This window comes from Bacillus sp. 1A (assembly GCF_052682215.1).
Genome location: NZ_JBQYLZ010000001.1, coordinates 1022530 through 1037902, shown reverse-complemented (window position 1 = coordinate 1037902; position 15373 = coordinate 1022530). Strand labels below are relative to the sequence as shown.

At 32.6% G+C, this 15373-nt stretch carries 15 protein-coding genes and 6 pseudogenes; 8 read left to right on the top strand and 13 right to left on the bottom strand.

What is annotated here, in order from left to right; translation table 11 throughout:
• Positions 1–113: 113 nt before the first annotated feature.
• Positions 114–407, top strand: a pseudogene (locus ACUN0F_RS05250) (IS4 family transposase); the annotation flags it as partial.
• A gap of 192 nt (positions 408–599) precedes the next feature.
• On the opposite strand, the gene ACUN0F_RS05245 reads toward ACUN0F_RS05250, so the two are convergent.
• Positions 600–779, bottom strand: a complete 180-nt coding sequence (locus tag ACUN0F_RS05245) for a DUF4083 family protein (RefSeq protein ID WP_327988104.1) — start codon at positions 777–779, stop codon at positions 600–602.
• 336 nt (positions 780–1115) lie between these two features.
• Here ACUN0F_RS05245 and ACUN0F_RS05240 point away from each other — a divergent pair, with 336 nt between their 5' ends.
• On the top strand, positions 1116–1562 hold the full coding sequence (locus ACUN0F_RS05240; protein ID WP_327988105.1) for a hypothetical protein: 447 nt from the start codon (positions 1116–1118) through the stop codon (positions 1560–1562).
• 195 nt (positions 1563–1757) lie between these two features.
• On the opposite strand, the gene satA is transcribed toward ACUN0F_RS05240, so the two are convergent.
• Both satA and asnB read right to left on the bottom strand, forming a co-directional pair.
• On the bottom strand, positions 1758–2312 hold the full coding sequence (gene satA / locus ACUN0F_RS05235; protein ID WP_327988106.1) for a streptothricin N-acetyltransferase SatA: 555 nt from the start codon (positions 2310–2312) through the stop codon (positions 1758–1760).
• A gap of 219 nt (positions 2313–2531) precedes the next feature.
• A complete protein-coding gene (gene asnB / locus ACUN0F_RS05230) occupies positions 2532–4355 on the bottom strand; it encodes an asparagine synthase (glutamine-hydrolyzing) (RefSeq protein WP_445539223.1) in 1824 nt (607 codons plus the stop codon).
• Positions 4356–4757: 402 nt separating this feature from the next.
• Between asnB and ACUN0F_RS05225 the strand changes: the two genes are divergently transcribed.
• On the top strand, positions 4758–5327 hold the full coding sequence (locus ACUN0F_RS05225) for a TetR/AcrR family transcriptional regulator (protein ID WP_327988108.1): 570 nt from the start codon (positions 4758–4760) through the stop codon (positions 5325–5327).
• Positions 5328–6301: 974 nt separating this feature from the next.
• Positions 6302–6488: pseudogene (locus tag ACUN0F_RS05220) on the top strand (hypothetical protein).
• A gap of 558 nt (positions 6489–7046) precedes the next feature.
• Here the strand turns inward: ACUN0F_RS05220 and ACUN0F_RS05215 are convergent.
• From ACUN0F_RS05215 to ACUN0F_RS05205, 3 genes and pseudogenes are all read right to left on the bottom strand, one after another.
• Complete coding sequence (locus tag ACUN0F_RS05215; RefSeq protein WP_000390479.1) at positions 7047–7271, bottom strand: hypothetical protein; 225 nt, start codon at positions 7269–7271, stop codon at positions 7047–7049.
• A gap of 416 nt (positions 7272–7687) precedes the next feature.
• A pseudogene (locus ACUN0F_RS05210) lies at positions 7688–8019 on the bottom strand (rod shape-determining protein MreC); the annotation flags it as partial.
• A gap of 256 nt (positions 8020–8275) precedes the next feature.
• Positions 8276–8782, bottom strand: coding sequence for a hypothetical protein (locus tag ACUN0F_RS05205; protein WP_327988109.1), 507 nt, complete (start codon positions 8780–8782; stop codon positions 8276–8278).
• A gap of 339 nt (positions 8783–9121) precedes the next feature.
• Between ACUN0F_RS05205 and ACUN0F_RS05200 the strand changes: the two genes are divergently transcribed.
• A complete protein-coding gene (locus ACUN0F_RS05200; protein ID WP_088058137.1) occupies positions 9122–9319 on the top strand; it encodes a hypothetical protein in 198 nt (65 codons plus the stop codon).
• Between the two features lie 18 nt (positions 9320–9337).
• A complete protein-coding gene (locus ACUN0F_RS05195; RefSeq protein WP_088058135.1) occupies positions 9338–9559 on the top strand; it encodes a hypothetical protein in 222 nt (73 codons plus the stop codon).
• 151 nt (positions 9560–9710) lie between these two features.
• On the opposite strand, the gene ACUN0F_RS05190 is transcribed toward ACUN0F_RS05195, so the two are convergent.
• The 4 genes and pseudogenes from ACUN0F_RS05190 to ACUN0F_RS05175 form a co-directional block, all read right to left on the bottom strand.
• On the bottom strand, positions 9711–9992 hold the full coding sequence (locus ACUN0F_RS05190) for a hypothetical protein (protein ID WP_327988110.1): 282 nt from the start codon (positions 9990–9992) through the stop codon (positions 9711–9713).
• Positions 9993–10071: 79 nt separating this feature from the next.
• Positions 10072–10386, bottom strand: a complete 315-nt coding sequence (locus ACUN0F_RS05185; RefSeq protein WP_445539222.1) for a hypothetical protein — start codon at positions 10384–10386, stop codon at positions 10072–10074.
• Positions 10387–10876: 490 nt separating this feature from the next.
• Positions 10877–10978, bottom strand: a pseudogene (locus ACUN0F_RS05180) (ArpU family transcriptional regulator); the annotation flags it as partial.
• Positions 10979–10990: 12 nt separating this feature from the next.
• Positions 10991–11113, bottom strand: a complete 123-nt coding sequence (locus ACUN0F_RS05175) for a hypothetical protein (RefSeq protein WP_327988112.1) — start codon at positions 11111–11113, stop codon at positions 10991–10993.
• Positions 11114–11265: 152 nt separating this feature from the next.
• On the opposite strand from ACUN0F_RS05175, the gene ACUN0F_RS05170 reads away from it, so the two are divergent.
• Entirely contained in the window at positions 11266–11478 is a 213-nt protein-coding gene (locus ACUN0F_RS05170) for a hypothetical protein (RefSeq protein ID WP_327988113.1), read from the top strand.
• 1802 nt (positions 11479–13280) lie between these two features.
• Here ACUN0F_RS05170 and ACUN0F_RS05165 read toward each other — a convergent pair.
• From ACUN0F_RS05165 to ACUN0F_RS05155, 3 genes and pseudogenes are all read right to left on the bottom strand, one after another.
• The gene (locus ACUN0F_RS05165; protein WP_176373199.1) at positions 13281–13433 is read right to left on the bottom strand and encodes a hypothetical protein; all 153 of its coding nucleotides are present in this window, start codon (positions 13431–13433) and stop codon (positions 13281–13283) included.
• Between the two features lie 621 nt (positions 13434–14054).
• Positions 14055–14207, bottom strand: a pseudogene (locus ACUN0F_RS05160) (replication-relaxation family protein); the annotation flags it as partial.
• Positions 14185–14491: pseudogene (locus ACUN0F_RS05155) on the bottom strand (FtsK/SpoIIIE domain-containing protein); the annotation flags it as partial. The pseudogenes ACUN0F_RS05155 and ACUN0F_RS05160, both read right to left, overlap by 23 nt.
• Before the next feature lie 222 nt (positions 14492–14713).
• Between ACUN0F_RS05155 and ACUN0F_RS05150 the strand changes: the two are divergent.
• Complete coding sequence (locus ACUN0F_RS05150; protein WP_327988114.1) at positions 14714–15274, top strand: sunset domain-containing protein; 561 nt, start codon at positions 14714–14716, stop codon at positions 15272–15274.
• Positions 15275–15373: the final 99 nt, after the last annotated feature.

Below are 15373 nucleotides of genomic sequence, written 5' to 3'. Positions count from 1 at the left end.
TAAATGAAATATATATATATTACTAACATCTGTATTTTTGTATCTAAAACTATCCTACAAATATAAAAATAGGCAATACTTTCTGTAGAATCATAGGAAAATATTGCTTTTTTATGTCTGTTTTTGTGTATGATGAATTAGAACTATTTGCTCAAGAGATTCAAAGTTTTTTATCTCCAAATACCTTACGGGATCTTGCTAGAGATTTTGGTTTTGTACGACGAAACAGTAAATACCAAGAAAAAGATTTAGTAGCTTTATATGTATGGGGTGGCCAAAATATAGCTATGACTTCTTTTACTCAGTTATCTAGCTGTTTAGAAGCATCAACAGAAGTACTCATCAGCCAAGAGGGACTGAATCAACGGTTTAATAAAGGGACCGTACTACTTTTACAACTCCTACTTTTTGACAAAGACCGGCTTATGTTTTGTTTTGCGGATATTTGCTTTTGTTAGTTTGATAGTAATTGGTTATCTTCAACATTTCGAAGAAAACTCATGCTAAGAAATAATGAAATGAGCCGTCCATATGGACAGCTCATTTACATAATTTTTGTTATTGGGAGCTATTGCAAACCACTTCTATTTTGAGTAAGGTCAATCTTTGTTTTGTTTTTCTAAAAGTTGAATAACTTTATCTAACTTTTGCTCAACTGAATCTTGCTTTTTGTAATTACTAGTATGTTGAATTAAACGTATAATCCCCCCAAGCAGTGTACCGATGATCACTAATATAATAGTAACTCCAATGTAATAAATAGAGTTTTCTAAAGGCATTATACAGGACCTCCTTTTCCCTATTTTACCATTTATAAGAAGTGATTTGTTGTTTGATTTTGGTTGTATACTCTATACATGTCAAGTTAGTATAACGTCTCATTATCGGTACCAAGAGCAAAGAGTCCCCCCTACTCTCAGAAAGAAACCTCCTTTTTCTTTTAGTTATTTGCTTATCCCGAATGTAACCACAAGGGATTTATGTATCCGAGTTTTGGTGTACTTTATATTAAATATGCATAATTACATATTTATTCTTTATATAATGATATTAAAATTTACATTTTTAACCTGTAAAATACAGGATGTTAAATAAATACCTAAGGGGTTATTAATATGAAAAAATTTATAAGCATGTTAGCTATGTGTTTTGCACTTACACTAGCATTTTTACCAACTATTTCAAAGGCGGATTCTTCTCCACTACGAAGTGTTAGCATTAGTGCTGTAGGCGATAATAACAAAATGTATAGTGCAAGTTCTTACTTAACTATTCCTGTTCTTAAAGGCGATTACCTTTATGTGAAAGTTAGTGAAGTAGGTACACCGGATTCATATTCTGAGGCTTTAACTGTTAATGGTGTTAGATATGCGGGAAGTTCTTTAGACGAAGTCAGTTCTTACACTGGTCCATTCGGATCTGAAAAAACATTTAGATTACGTATTAAGGATTCTTACATCTTCTCAAACACACCAAATTCAACAAACACTATAGCTTTTGAAGCTAGAGTTCCTTTCTCAATGCAAGTATTATCTAAAAGTATATCGGTTCATGTAGAATAATTTATAACATTTTTATTTAATTGAAGAAAAGACGATGCATACAATATCCAAATTTAATTAACATATCATTTGATTATCGGTAGCAAGATCAAAGATGCCCCCTACTCTCAGAAAGAAACCTCCTTTTTCTTTTAGTTATTTGCTTGTCCCGAATGTAACAGCGAGGAATTTATATATTCGAGTTTTGGTGTACTTTCATTTGAAATGCAAATACCAATACATTGCAACTTCATCGCTTTCTTCATGTATCCCTTTATATACTAAAAAATCCAACCCACCTATTACAAACCCACATTTTTCATAGAACCTACATGCTGCTACATTATTATTTTGTGTTTCGAGCATTATACCTGGCATATTGCTTTCTTTTGCCCACTGCGTTGCTTGCTCAATTAACCTCCTACCAACTCCAAGTGAACGATATTTTTTATCCACCTTTATATCTTCTATGTAAGCATAGTAATTCCAATTCTTTTTCAATACCATTACTCCTATAATTTGGTCATGTAAAATTGCTATGTAAATTACTTGATCAAGCTTATTTATATATTCAGTGTATACTAGTTCATCATCATATTGATCTTGTAAATAACTTTTCTCATAACTTGGAACGTCTTCTACTGTATATTCTATTTGCTTATTTACTTTTGAAAGAGAAAGAATTAACCGAGAGTTTACTATAAAACTATCATCAATCTCCGGTAAATTGTCTAAATCATCTACTTCTAATTCTCTAATTAAAAGGTTCATCGTATTCTCCTTTACGTGGGACCTCCAATTCATATTATTCTCCCTAGTTCTTTCCATGTCCCTTATTAAATTCTAATTTACTAACTGATTAGCGTTATTGCAAATCAAGATAATAAAACCGCATCTCCAATTGTTAGATAACTATCTAATACATTGGAGATGCGGTTCACTTAGGTCATTGAGGATTCATCTATCCTCTTTATTCGAAGATTACATTTATCATACTAATTTAATATTATATTCCTGAAGCCAACTATTAACTTGAAGTAAATAATCTATTATACCTCGTGCATCATTACCTGAAATTACTTCGTCTTTTCCTTCTGCAATAGCACGAACTCTTTCTACATTAATTAATGGCAAAATAGGTGATTGAGGATCGTTCAACACATGTAACATCCAATCACTAATACCTTGTAGATAAGAGGCATCCTTTGTGCTTGGATATGCACTTTTTTTGCGATAACGTACATCCTCTGAAAGTACATTTTCAAAAGCTCGACGTAAAATACCTTTTTCAATATTGTCTATGCTTTTCATTTCGAATGGGACATTCCATAAGTATTCTACAAGCCGATAATCGCAAAATGGAACTCGTACTTCAAAGCCATTCATCATACTTGTGCGATCTTTTCGTTCCAGCATAAATGGCAAGAAACGTGTAATAAACATGTAAGACATTTGACGTTGCTTCCTTTGCAGATCACTTTCACCTTCTAAAAAGGGAACCTCAGCAACCGCATCTTCAAATTTTTGTTTTTGATATTTTTCAGGACTAATCTTCGCTTTAAAATCTTCTGATAAAATTTCTGTACTATACCATAAATTAACACTCCAAGGGAATATTTCTGCATCTAGAAACTTCTCTTGATGGAACCATGGATATCCTGAGAATACTTCATCTGCGGATTCACCTGAAAGTGCAACTGTTGCGTCTTTTTTCATTTCCTTGAATAGCAAATAAAGAGACGTTTCTAGTTCTCCAACTCCAGGTAGATCACGCGCTCGCATTGGAGTTAATAAATACTCTATTAAACTATCTGATCCTAACTCTATAGAATGATGCTTTGTTCCTACATATTCAGCCACACGTTTCACCCAAGGTTCATCACGATCAAAACGAAGGAAGTCTTGCTCAAAGTCTTTTTCATCATTGATGAAATTCAGGGAATATGTATGAAGACGTTCCCCTCTATTCCCAAATTCGTTTCCTGCTAAACCTGTTAAACCACTGGAATCTAAACCTCCGGAAAGCATAGATACCACTGGTTTATCAGCAATTAACTGACGTTTAACCGTATCTTGTAAAATGGAGCGGATTGTCTCGACTGTTGTATCAATATCATCTACATGTTTTTTACTTTCAAGTTTCCAATACTGTGTCGTAGTCGAGCCATTAGGGGTAAACGTCATATAATGGCCAGCACGCACTTCATGTATATCCTTGAAAATAGCATGACCAGGAGTACGTGTTGGTCCAAGACAAAATATTTCAGAAAGTCCTTCTTTATCTACCTCTGCATCTACAAGTGGATGCGAAAGTAAAACTTTTAACTCTGAACCAAAGAGAATTGCGCTTCCCCTTTGAGCGAAAAATAAAGGCTTCACACCTAGATGATCACGACCAAGCATCAATTTTCCAAATCTTTCATCCCAAATACCAAAAGCAAAAATCCCATTTAAGTGTTGAACACAATCTTCTTGCCATTCTAAGTAAGCATGTAGTAATACCTCTGTATCCGACTTGGTCTGAAATTCATGACCTTTCTCCTCAAGTTCTTTACGTAATTCTTGATAGTTATAAATCTCTCCATTGAACGTAAGGCCAATCGTACCATTTCCATCTTTATACAGCATAGGTTGAAGGCCACCTTCAGGATCAATGACGATGAGACGTCGATGACCTAATGCCGCTCGTTTTGAAAACCAATGCCCCTCTGCATCAGGCCCTCGGTGAATGATAGCATCTGTCATTTTTTTTAACGTTTCTTGTTCATTAGACAGGTCTTTAGACCAGTCTATCCACCCTGCAATTCCACACATAGTGTCTACCTTCTCTCAAATAGTATAGAAATCGACCAAAATCATATATCAGTCGGTTTTTCGTAAAAAAAATCCGACTAAAAGCATCTTTTAGTCATGTTTATATAATAAAATGAATTAAATAAAAAATCAAATTATTCAATCAAGAAAGAAATCAATGTCTCCTTTCACTTGAATTCTCATCATCCGATTAAAAAGTTATTACCTTAAACTTTCATTTTTATCCTAAGTTATAAAGCTGCATTCTATTATAGTTATATACTAGAAATAAGAATGGTGTATGTTATTCTATAAGAAGCAAATAGAGGACTTTCTATTAGGAGTTAAAAAATTGCAAATGGACTGATACAGAATGTAATGAAAAAAAACTTTGCTAAATATTTCAAGGATAGGGTGTAGACAATGATCAAATTAGAAAAAGAAAATAAAAAAATGAAAATCATTCAATCTGCCACAATACTGTTCTCTACGCGTGGAGTCCGTAACACAACGGTTGATGAAATTGCAAAGAAAGCTAAAGTTGGTAAAGGTACTATTTATTATTACTATACAGATAAAACTGAAATATTATGTGACTGCTATATGCGTCATATTCAGCTTAAACGCTCACAATTATTTGATTTATATAAAGAGGAAAAAGATGTTTTAGTTCGAATACAAAAAATCCTTCATTATATCAGCCTAGAATATCATCAAGATCCGTTTGTTTCTACACTCTTTCAAGAATATAAAGAGTACCATTCACCTGAAATTACAGCTTGTTTTAAAAAATCTGAAGAAGAAGCAATTAAAATGATAAGTAATTTGCTCGAAAAAGGTTATCAGCAAGGAGCTTTGCATAAGGTACCATTACCGCTAACAGCTTTTATGTTAGTGCGAATGATTTTTAACTATGAACAGGATTATATAAAAAATGATAAAAGTGATAAAGAATTTCTGCAGTTACTAAAGCATATGCTTCTTAAAAACTAGTTTTAACCACATACAAAAAATAATTGTGGTACAAATATATAAAGAAAAGCACGAATAATGGTGTTTTTAATGAGCTCTTTTCAGTCTGGACAAATATAAGAAATATCCAATGTTTATTTAGGAATAACTGATAAAATCCCCATCCGTATGATTGTCCATAGAGTAATAAATTTTGTAAAGGATCTTTTGATAAATTATTGATTTGCTTACCTGAAGAAATTTCTTTAGTTAGGGATTTGCCAACCTTTCTTGTTTACTATCAATCAATTTTAAAAAAATTCTTCGTTTAGGGGCTACTTTAAAGTCTTAAGTTGATGGGCATGTGGTGGACCCCTACTAATATTCTTGCTTTTAAATTATTTTCAGTATATTATATTCATATGTTAATATGGGAATTATGGTATACAGAAAGGGATCTAATCTATTTGTAAGATTTAAATCCTTTTGAAAGATAAAAAAATTCCACCAGAACGTCATATAACTTATGCTTGTCTTTTTAAGATGTATCTAATAAACACACATTTTTTATCAATACAATTGTGTTTTCAATATAAATGGAAACTTTTAAATAGAGGTTTATTTACTTGCAATGATAGGAGTTAGTGTCTAAAACATAGAGAAATAAGGCACCATACATAGTACCTGACAAACTTGAGAGGTTTTGTATATAGTTTGCTCATTACAGATAACAAAAAAGCCTTACCTATCTAGGCAAGACTCTACTAGTTTAGTTATATAATATTTACATAACAACTAAGAAACTAAAAACATATAGCACCAAGTAGCAGAACCCTAATATTCCTCCTACAGCTAATACCTGTTTAGCCCAACTTTTAATTTTCAGATTACTGTAAATCACTTGTACTCTTTCCATATTTCCTCCTATTAGGGCGAACCCTTAAAGACTCTCACCTCCGTATGGTACCATTAAAGAATGACTAGTAGAGATATAATTTTTGTCGAAACGTATAAATATGCAATATTGCATACAAAAATGTATTGTTATAAATGTAAGCGCTTACTATAATAAGGTTATAAAGATTCAACACATCTTAATACAAAAACAGAGGAGAGAATAATATGGAAATCGCAATGGCAGTTTTAAAATTTATAGGTGGAGCAATACCATTAATTCAAGAACTTCTAAAAGCATTTATGTAATTCCATGGTTTAGCAATTCTTTATAAATATTATCATACAAATGATCTGTATATCAAAGATAAATTGATTTACAGATCATTTGCGTGAGCAAGGTCCCTTTAACATTATTGAGGGACCTTTTTAAATTTTTAAGCACTTAAGGTTACATCACATCAACATTGAGTTAGTATAGCAAAATTAAAATACGCCACCCATTCCTATGATTCTCCAAAAAGTTTTGGAGCATTATAAAACTTTAACTTGATGGTGATGGGGTAACAGTTGTGATTTAGAGATATGATCAGATTATACAAAGATACCCCACCGATATGTGGAAGATTAAGAATACACTTGCGAAATTGAAATGATTGAATTAAAAAATTTGATATTTTCATTGTTGCATAGGTTTCCTTTTAAATGATATACGTTGACTTTACCATCGATAAGCAATGACTAATGTCTCCTATTCAATCGTACAGATTACCCATGCCATGTTCTAAAGGAACCCTCTTGGCTAAAACGATAAAAATAAAGAGAGACACTTGTCCCCCTCTCCATAAGTACTTTTATTTTTAAATTTTAAATCATGCCTTTTAATATTAAACCCAAAACCGACATAGTGATTGCGCTAATAATAATTCGTAGAATCCAAGTTGTATTCATACTAATCTTTTCTAATTGCTTATTAATTGTAGCTATGTCTTTCTCATTAATTGTTGTGCGAGTTTCTAAATTACGAATATCTCGCATAATTTCTTTTTGTTCTGCTTTTAAACTGTCAATTTTTACATAAACATCTTCCAATACGTTCACATCCTTTTATAATCTTAATAAAGCAATCTTTACATAATATGAGACAACCCTATTCATGGTGAATTCATTGCAGGAAATTCCATACAAAATCCGTATTTTGTTAAAAATAAAAAAAGAGACAGTTTCGTCTCTTTTAATACATAAAACTTGATTTTATCCAGCTTTATTATTAATACCGTTGATTTGTTGCTTTAATTTCAATCCACTTAACTTGCGTCCTATTTGAATTGAATGTTTCTCAATTGAATAATACGTAATGCTATACACTGCGATTGATATTAAGACTGTTTTTGTGAGGGTTTCGTATAAGTGTGATTTAACTGATTAAGGCTATTTTCAAAGACGACATATCAGCAATAATTTTTGTCTATTCTATATAAGTGTTAGCAAGTTCGTTTGCAAACTTGTTAGCACTTATACATTATTTTTAACTCTAATAAAATAACATGTTCCAAATCATGCAAATTCGACTTTGGTTTGGCATAAATGATTTGAGTAAAACCATATTCATCTGACTCTTGTTTCACCACTTCCTCTACTTCAAGACCAGGTATTATCTTCGTACTTAAACTAGATGTAACAAATTTATCACCTTTTTTAATTTTTTCAGCCTTATCGTTTGGATTTTTTCCATTATAAGAACTTTCTTCTTCTCATCGTACCCTGTAATAAACCCTAGAATAGATTGATCAGTTTGTAATGTTACTGCCAAACGATTCGTTCTTTCACCTTTAGACATCTGGGTGCACCCCTTTTCGAATCCAACCATGCCTTTTTTTCTCAGCCAGTTCCTTGTACTTTATACCTTTCATGAAATCTTCTTGAGCTAACACGTGTTTTTGCTTTACTTCATATCACCCACCACTTTCTATACAACTAGGAAGAAATTCGTTTATTTTCCTCTTCGAATAAATTTTTTACAAAGAAAAAAGACCTTGTAAATTACAAAGCCTTTTTTCTTATATATAAATTTACAACTTTTATTTTAGTATTAGTTAAATCCCCCCACCAAGCTCTGTATTAGCTGGTGCTCCTGTATTTCCATGTGCGTAACTAGGAGACCATGTATCTCCTTTATTATGAGCCGGTGCCCCTCCTGTATTCCCATGTGATTCTAATTTCGGTGCAGGGAAATATCCATGAGTATAAGTTGGCGCTCCCCCATGATCCCCATCAGCTTCTAACTTCGGTGCAGGAGTATCTCCTACATTAAAAGAAGGAATTGGATAGTCTCCATATCCATAAACTGGTGCTCCTGTATGCCCATGAGTATAGGACGGTGCTCCACCTGTATGTCCATGTGCATAACTCGGAGACCAGCCCTCTCCATGAGTATAAGTTGGTGCTCCCCCATGATTTCCATGTGCATATGCAGGCGCTCCTCCTCCATCCCCTACTGAAGCCGCTTGAACAACCCCTCCACCATTTCCATGAGTAAAACCAAAAATTCCAAATCCTAAAACAGATAAACCTACGACTGCTGTACCAATTTTCCTTTTCATAATCGCTCTCCTCTATGTGTATTTCATGTTAATTGAAATGAACATATTATGGATATCAGTCATGATGAAAATTCGACTCATTTCATTATCATATATTTATATTTCTATGTATTTTTTTGTAAAACCTTCTTGAAATCTGAAGAAAATGATTATTTTTTGCAAAAATTAAAATATAGTAACAAATTATTTACTTTAGAATTTAGGCTTTGTTGACTAGTTATACTCACCACCTCACGGTAATTTCTTTTAATCATATTATTACATCCTATCCTTGTTAATTTGTTTATTTAAATATAAAATTATATATAAGTTCTAACATTTTGAATCGAGGTGAAAATTATGAGAAGTTTTAGTTCATTATTGATCTCTACTATCTGTTCAACAATCCTTTTAGTTTGGAATTCCCTTTCTTTTTATACCGAATTCACAACAGGACATACATACTACTGGATTTACGGTATCATAGCCTTGGTTTTCCTTCTATTCTTTGTCTTAAACATGCGGGATATCATCAAGAAAAACTACAGAACCTCATAACAATAGGAGTTGATACATATGTGGAAAAAGATTAATAATTATAAGTTTCAACTAAAAGATTTGAAATTTATGACTTGGCTCTTTCCAATTGTCGGGTTGTTATACGCTTATGAATTCTTCTCTGGACTAATGTACTACCAGGAGTTTCGTTGGCTCAAGTTAATATGCATGGCTATAATGATTATAGGATTTATGGATATTAAAAAGAAGCTTAAAAACAAAGATTATAGAGTGGCTTAAATCAACAAACAATCTTGAACTCATTTTCAAATCATTGTGATATATTTTCGGGTCTTACTTCATAAATCATTACCAGGAGAATCTGCAGGTTTGCAGGTTCTTTTTTGGTAAAATAAAAAAGAACCTGTTAGGCTACTTAAAGTTTGTCTTATCACCAAATAAAATGGTATCTATATTCACCCGTTACACTTTCATCAACTCCAGCAACCCTAGCAAATCTCATCACGTCAGCACCCTGAAGGAAATACATTGTTAGCATAACTGGCACCCGTGACCACATAAACCGATATAGCTCATTCGCAGGTCCATTAATCCACGCAGAGGTTCTAACTGAAGTAAACGGAAGATCTTTCCCATTCGCCACTATTCTCGCCATAATATGTGTTATATCCACATCGATACCCTCATTCCAAGCATCAAATCTGTTTCCCATATTCACATAAGTATTCGATGCTATAAGAAATGTTTAAAATGCTTTTTTATCAAATAAAAAAGCAGCTGATTCGCTACTTTTATTTGCTCCAACCTTCAAAATCTTTATATTGCTTTGGATATTCATTTTTGAACATTTTTTCATGCCATGCATCATCTGCGTCCGACCTTGACTGCTTATTATTGTATTCATTCACATCACCATTTCCATTGAACCACTCAGGATTCCTATGAACGTAACGGTAAATAAACTGTCTTGCTTCTTTTAATGAGTTAAATTCTCCAAGGTATATCTTTTTTTCTATCCCTTTCTCATAACCATGTACAAAGTAAGTCGTTCCCTTTTCTCCATGCGTTTCAAAAAAAGGGCTATTTGACTCATCTATTTTTCTCACATCAACATCCCCTTTTCAATTCACTTTAGATTTATTATACAAAATAAAAATAGCTAATTTTGAAAAGTTTCACATTTTATTTAAAATTAAATGTAATAAAATACAAATCTCATATATCGCAGTTTTTTCGTTCATTGATTTCGTTTATTTTGTTAATCCTTATCTTTCTTTAACAACTAACAAGACGCCCGACAGATCACGGTAGCGCCTACGATAATGGCTATAAACTCAATCAAAATCAGTTATCCTCACATTATTTATTTTTTGCTTCCATTCTCTTTACGATACGTATTCTTGTCATTCATGAAGTTAGCTGTATTACCAGAAACGCTATATTTCTTATAAAAATTTAAATAATTCCTAAAGCAGTAGCTATCAAACCGATAGCTATTTTTTTATTCTCATAAAAACTATCACGTCTCATCATCAATCTGTTATAAACATAGAAATCTTTGACTTTCTTACTTCCCAGATACTTCAACTCAATTATCTAACGCTGATTGTTAGCAAGAGCGTTTTTCAATGTCCGTTCAATTTGTTTAAAACGTATCTCATGATTCTTATCGTCATCTTTCATTTTCGGAAAAAGAACAACATCTCCAGCTTAAGCCTGTTCTTCTTGATTTTTCATTCGGACACACAATGCTTTGTAATTTTTCAGCTCCTTCACCACAAGTTTTCGCATCTCTTTTCCATCGATGTCTTCAAAAAATGACAATTGATTCATCCGATACGGTTCCCCTCCGTTCAATCTATTTACTTATGAATGGGTTATTTTTTTGAGTTCTAATATGCAATAGTGCATATTTCGTACTTTCAATTTTTATACATGCAATAATTTATTTATAAAAATACAAAGTATTAGTAAGGATGATTTATATGAACAAATTCCGAAAGAAGATTATTAACTCGTTACAAACATTTTGGGGAGGCTTAGCATTCGGTATATTAATTTTTGCTATCTTTTTAATTATGGATCTAACAGATACACCTTTAAATACATTAAGCTTGAGAGACTGGATAGGTTCTGCAGTAGGCGCAGCCATTATATCTGTAGGGATATTTACTTTAAGTAAATTGGATTTAAAATAAATTTCCCGTCAATACTGTATATAGGCTGTATGCCATAACTCATTTGAAGTAGTTTTCTTTGTATCTCCTTGTATTGAGCAGTTAGCTTTTGCTTGCTGCTCTTTTATTTACGAAAAAAGATGAGGTTCTTTATAATAATTCTTCTTTATTTCTCAATATAAAGAGCCTTGGATTTTCGTTAACAATCTTTTACTATATGAACAAAGAGTAATTAAAAGACTTACTCTTTGCTATTGAGGGAAGAGCCTGAGAGCCATATCAGGCTCTTCCTTGTTTATATACGCTGTAACCAAATAAAGATTTTATTAAAATTTAATTCACGCCTTATTTTCAATTTCCATATACTTATACGCACTATAAAAAATATACAATATAGTTCTTGGTCAAAGAGCGCCATACGCCCTAACGGTGCCCTTCTTTATTCAAATAATGATTTTGTTAAAAACTTACATGTACATACTTTTCGTTATATAATCAAATTATCAATATATTAGGAGTGTTAATTATGACAGAAACAATTATGATTTTGTTATATATATGTTTCGTAATGAGTGCAGTTTTTAGCTTGATAAAGGAATTTCGAAAACCACAAAAAAAACAATTCTTGATTTTAGTTGATTCTCTAATTTTGCTAGGAGCTTTATTCCTAGTAAGTAGTATTTTCATCTAAATTACATAACGAGAACTCCATTAAGGAGCAAAGCAGCCTAGCGCAAGCTGACTGCTTTTTTTATTAAATTAACTATTTTTTTGAATTTCTCAATTCACAAAGTACTAACTTTATAAATATGTCAAGTCAACCGCTAGTTATAACCCTTCCTCCTATTTCAAAAACCAAAATTACATTCTATTCTTCTTCCGGCCAAGTAATTAACCACACTTTTTTAACAAATAAAACTTTAGAACCTATCATAACGTTTGCATATTGTCCTGTAGACTTTGAAAGACTTGAAACTAAAAGAATGCCAGTCCTTATAAAATAATTTTTCATTCTCATTTAAGAATAATCTTTTTTACTTTACACATACTATCTGCAAGTCAGCTTCCCAGAGCCACTCTCTTTCAAATCGGAGCTCTTTACTCCGTATCGTTTGGTGCATGGCAGGTAACTTAGTCAATTACCTGCCATTTTTACGTATAAGCATAAATCTTTTGTACAACAAGCAGTTAGCTAATTGCTTTGTTGTGCTGAATGAATTTTTAATTTAGTTTTCTTTCCTGCATAATATTTCGATAGTTGTTTAAACTATAGTTGTAACTTTTTGTTACAACATATATCTGTATCCAGTGCAACTTCTAAAATTGTACAACTGAGCAGTTAGCTACTTTGGCTAGCTGCTTTGTTGTGCAAAATGATTTTTTAACTTGTCACCATTTAATTAAACGAGCATATATATTATTAACATAGTTTTCTTTCGCTAATAGGGTCTCCTTTTTAAGAGCACTTGTGTATAGTGCTCTTTTTTGTGCGAAAAACTTTTCTCAACAACTATCGTGTAGAATACAACTCCATTTTTGGTAATATATAGGCAATCTCTATTATGCTTAGTTTTTATAAAAGGACCCACCCCCTCCAATGTGGGTTCTTTTAAATTTTTTCTACAAAATAACGTTTTTGTTTAAAATAATGCTCCCATTAATTTGGACACATTTTCCACTATTTTTACCAAAAAATTCATGATATGGTTAATTAGTCGAGTACGTCATTGCTTGACACTTACCCTTAGAAGCCCCGTAGATAAACGAGGTTTCTTTTATTCAAATAACTATTTTATTGAATTTTCCAACTCATATTCCGCATATCATGCGCTAGGATGCTCCACGATATTATACAGTACTCCATCGTTTTTAAATTCCCCAATTGCATACCACCAATGATCAACTGTAACAACTTTAACTGTTTCTTTAATCCTTACCGTTTCACCATCCTCAAAAAGATGTGTTCTATATCCCATTTTCGCAAATCTTTTTTATCATAAAATTCAAACAATCAGTTTAATCTTTGAACAAGTTAGTGTATTAATGCTAAAGGTGAATTAATAATATTTCTTTATACACTCTCATAAGAGTTCTCAAGGTTCAGCCCCTCGAAGCGTAACGTTAGGGGCTGAACTCTTTAGTTGCGCTAGGTAAGACTTTGAAGTAATCTCCATCTTTTCCCCACTTAGCACTGTACGTGCGACTTTCTTCGCATACAGCACCCCATCTTATTCTTTTATACTAAAGAACTAGATTATAAACTTTACGAAGTTTGTTTATTTTCATCAATTAATTCTTTTCCTATGAGAAATCCTAGCCTTTTTTTATTTGTCTCATATCAGTTGGACCTTTCCAAACACCTGCTTGCATGCATTGTTTTTTTCTTTTTCCCGACATACAGGGGCTAAGATCATACATAATCCCAATATCTTTATCCGGTATACCTTGCATATTTAAATCCCTGACAACCTCAGGTGTTTAACAACACGGCGCTTCCCTTCTAGGTCCACCATTCTTTTTAGGCTGTGTATCAAAATATCTACCCAATTGGCGTAACTCATCACCAGTCGGGCATACCCTTCTTTATTCAAATACTAAATGTATTCTTTCCCTTGCATTGTTTTGCTCACATATGGCTTTAAATCTCCCATAATACTTTTTGCATTTCAGATACTACCCATATCATGAATACTCATTAAATGTCTTCTTGTTGCAAACCTTAACTTTCTAATCGTAGAAGGTATCACCACCTAACGATTGATGTTCATGTTTATCCATCTCATATTCTTTTAGATGTTTCCACATGACCTTGTCGTCAATATACGGCACTTGCAGTACGGTGGAGTTTTCCTTCATATATACCTTCCTTGAATAGATTGCAGTTTCTCTAATCCAAATCGATCTATCACTACTTCTGATGCAGTAAGATTTGGTAAACAAAAACTGAGCTTTGCATTTGCCATCTTTTTTACTATCCTAAGCAAGGTTTCTCCTGTAGGATACTATACTTACAAAAGACAATACGAAATCCAAGTCCTCTTCAACGCGCGTATTATGCAGTGAATAAAAATATTGAGCTCATCGATGTAGATGCTCTTATTAGCATAATGAAGGAATAAATATTAAAGAGCTAATTCTATACAAGGATTAGCTCTTTTCTTACGACCAATCGAATATCCATTATTTTTGTAAAATACCCCTATAACATCTGTTATACTGTATATTGAAATTTAAAATACTTAAGGGGGGGATTAGGATGGCAAAAGCAATTAATGAAAAAGAAGAAAAAAAGCGCAGAGGGTGCGGATGTTTTGGGTGCCTAGGTATTATTATTTTATTAATTATTTTAATTGGCTCGTGCGCTAAAGACTCGGATAACGATAAATCCGACAAAGCCGCTACTACTATTAAACAAGAAGAAACAAAGAAATCTGAGGAATCAAAGGAAGACGAGAAAAAACAACAAGATCTTCAGAAGCAACAAGAGGAACAAAAGAAACAAGAAGAACTTAAAAAACAAGAAGCTGAACAAAAAAAACAGCAGGAACTTCAGAGACAACGTGACGAGCAGCAAAAACAACAAGAATTGAAGAAACAACAAGAGCAACAAAAGAAACAAGAATCTGCTACTCAACCCAAAACAAATCAAGTAACAGAACAAAATGGTACTTGTACTATCAAAGGCAATAAAAATAGTAGGGGCGAGAAAATTTATCATATGCCTGGTCAACAGTTCTATGATAAAACGAAAGCTGAAGAGATGTTTTGTTCAGAAGCCGACGCAAAATCTGCCGGTTATAGGGCATCAAAAAAATAAATTAAAAAACCGGCTCCTTATGAGTCGGTTTTACTATTACTTCACACTCATATACTTCTCACTAGCAGTAAATAAAATGTCTTCCTATTAGAATTATAT

What these genes read in the sequence shown, in the direction of transcription:
- ACUN0F_RS05205 (WP_327988109.1), bottom strand. Translation starts at nt 8,782, where the DNA reads ATGAAAAGGAAAATTGGTACAGCAGTCGTAGGTTTATCTGTTTTAGGA.
- ACUN0F_RS05240 (WP_327988105.1), top strand. Translation starts at nt 1,116, where the DNA reads ATGAAAAAATTTATAAGCATGTTAGCTATGTGTTTTGCACTTACACTA.
- ACUN0F_RS05175 (WP_327988112.1), bottom strand. Translation starts at nt 11,113, where the DNA reads ATGAATCAATTGTCATTTTTTGAAGACATCGATGGAAAAGAGATGCGA.
- ACUN0F_RS05245 (WP_327988104.1), bottom strand. Translation starts at nt 779, where the DNA reads ATGCCTTTAGAAAACTCTATTTATTACATTGGAGTTACTATTATATTA.
- satA (WP_327988106.1), bottom strand. Translation starts at nt 2,312, where the DNA reads ATGAACCTTTTAATTAGAGAATTAGAAGTAGATGATTTAGACAATTTA.
- ACUN0F_RS05165 (WP_176373199.1), bottom strand. Translation starts at nt 13,433, where the DNA reads ATGGGATATAGAACACATCTTTTTGAGGATGGTGAAACGGTAAGGATT.
- ACUN0F_RS05225 (WP_327988108.1), top strand. Translation starts at nt 4,758, where the DNA reads ATGATCAAATTAGAAAAAGAAAATAAAAAAATGAAAATCATTCAATCT.
- ACUN0F_RS05200 (WP_088058137.1), top strand. Translation starts at nt 9,122, where the DNA reads ATGAGAAGTTTTAGTTCATTATTGATCTCTACTATCTGTTCAACAATC.
- ACUN0F_RS05150 (WP_327988114.1), top strand. Translation starts at nt 14,714, where the DNA reads ATGGCAAAAGCAATTAATGAAAAAGAAGAAAAAAAGCGCAGAGGGTGC.
- ACUN0F_RS05170 (WP_327988113.1), top strand. Translation starts at nt 11,266, where the DNA reads ATGAACAAATTCCGAAAGAAGATTATTAACTCGTTACAAACATTTTGG.
- asnB (WP_445539223.1), bottom strand. Translation starts at nt 4,355, where the DNA reads ATGTGTGGAATTGCAGGGTGGATAGACTGGTCTAAAGACCTGTCTAAT.
- ACUN0F_RS05195 (WP_088058135.1), top strand. Translation starts at nt 9,338, where the DNA reads ATGTGGAAAAAGATTAATAATTATAAGTTTCAACTAAAAGATTTGAAA.
- ACUN0F_RS05190 (WP_327988110.1), bottom strand. Translation starts at nt 9,992, where the DNA reads ATGGGAAACAGATTTGATGCTTGGAATGAGGGTATCGATGTGGATATA.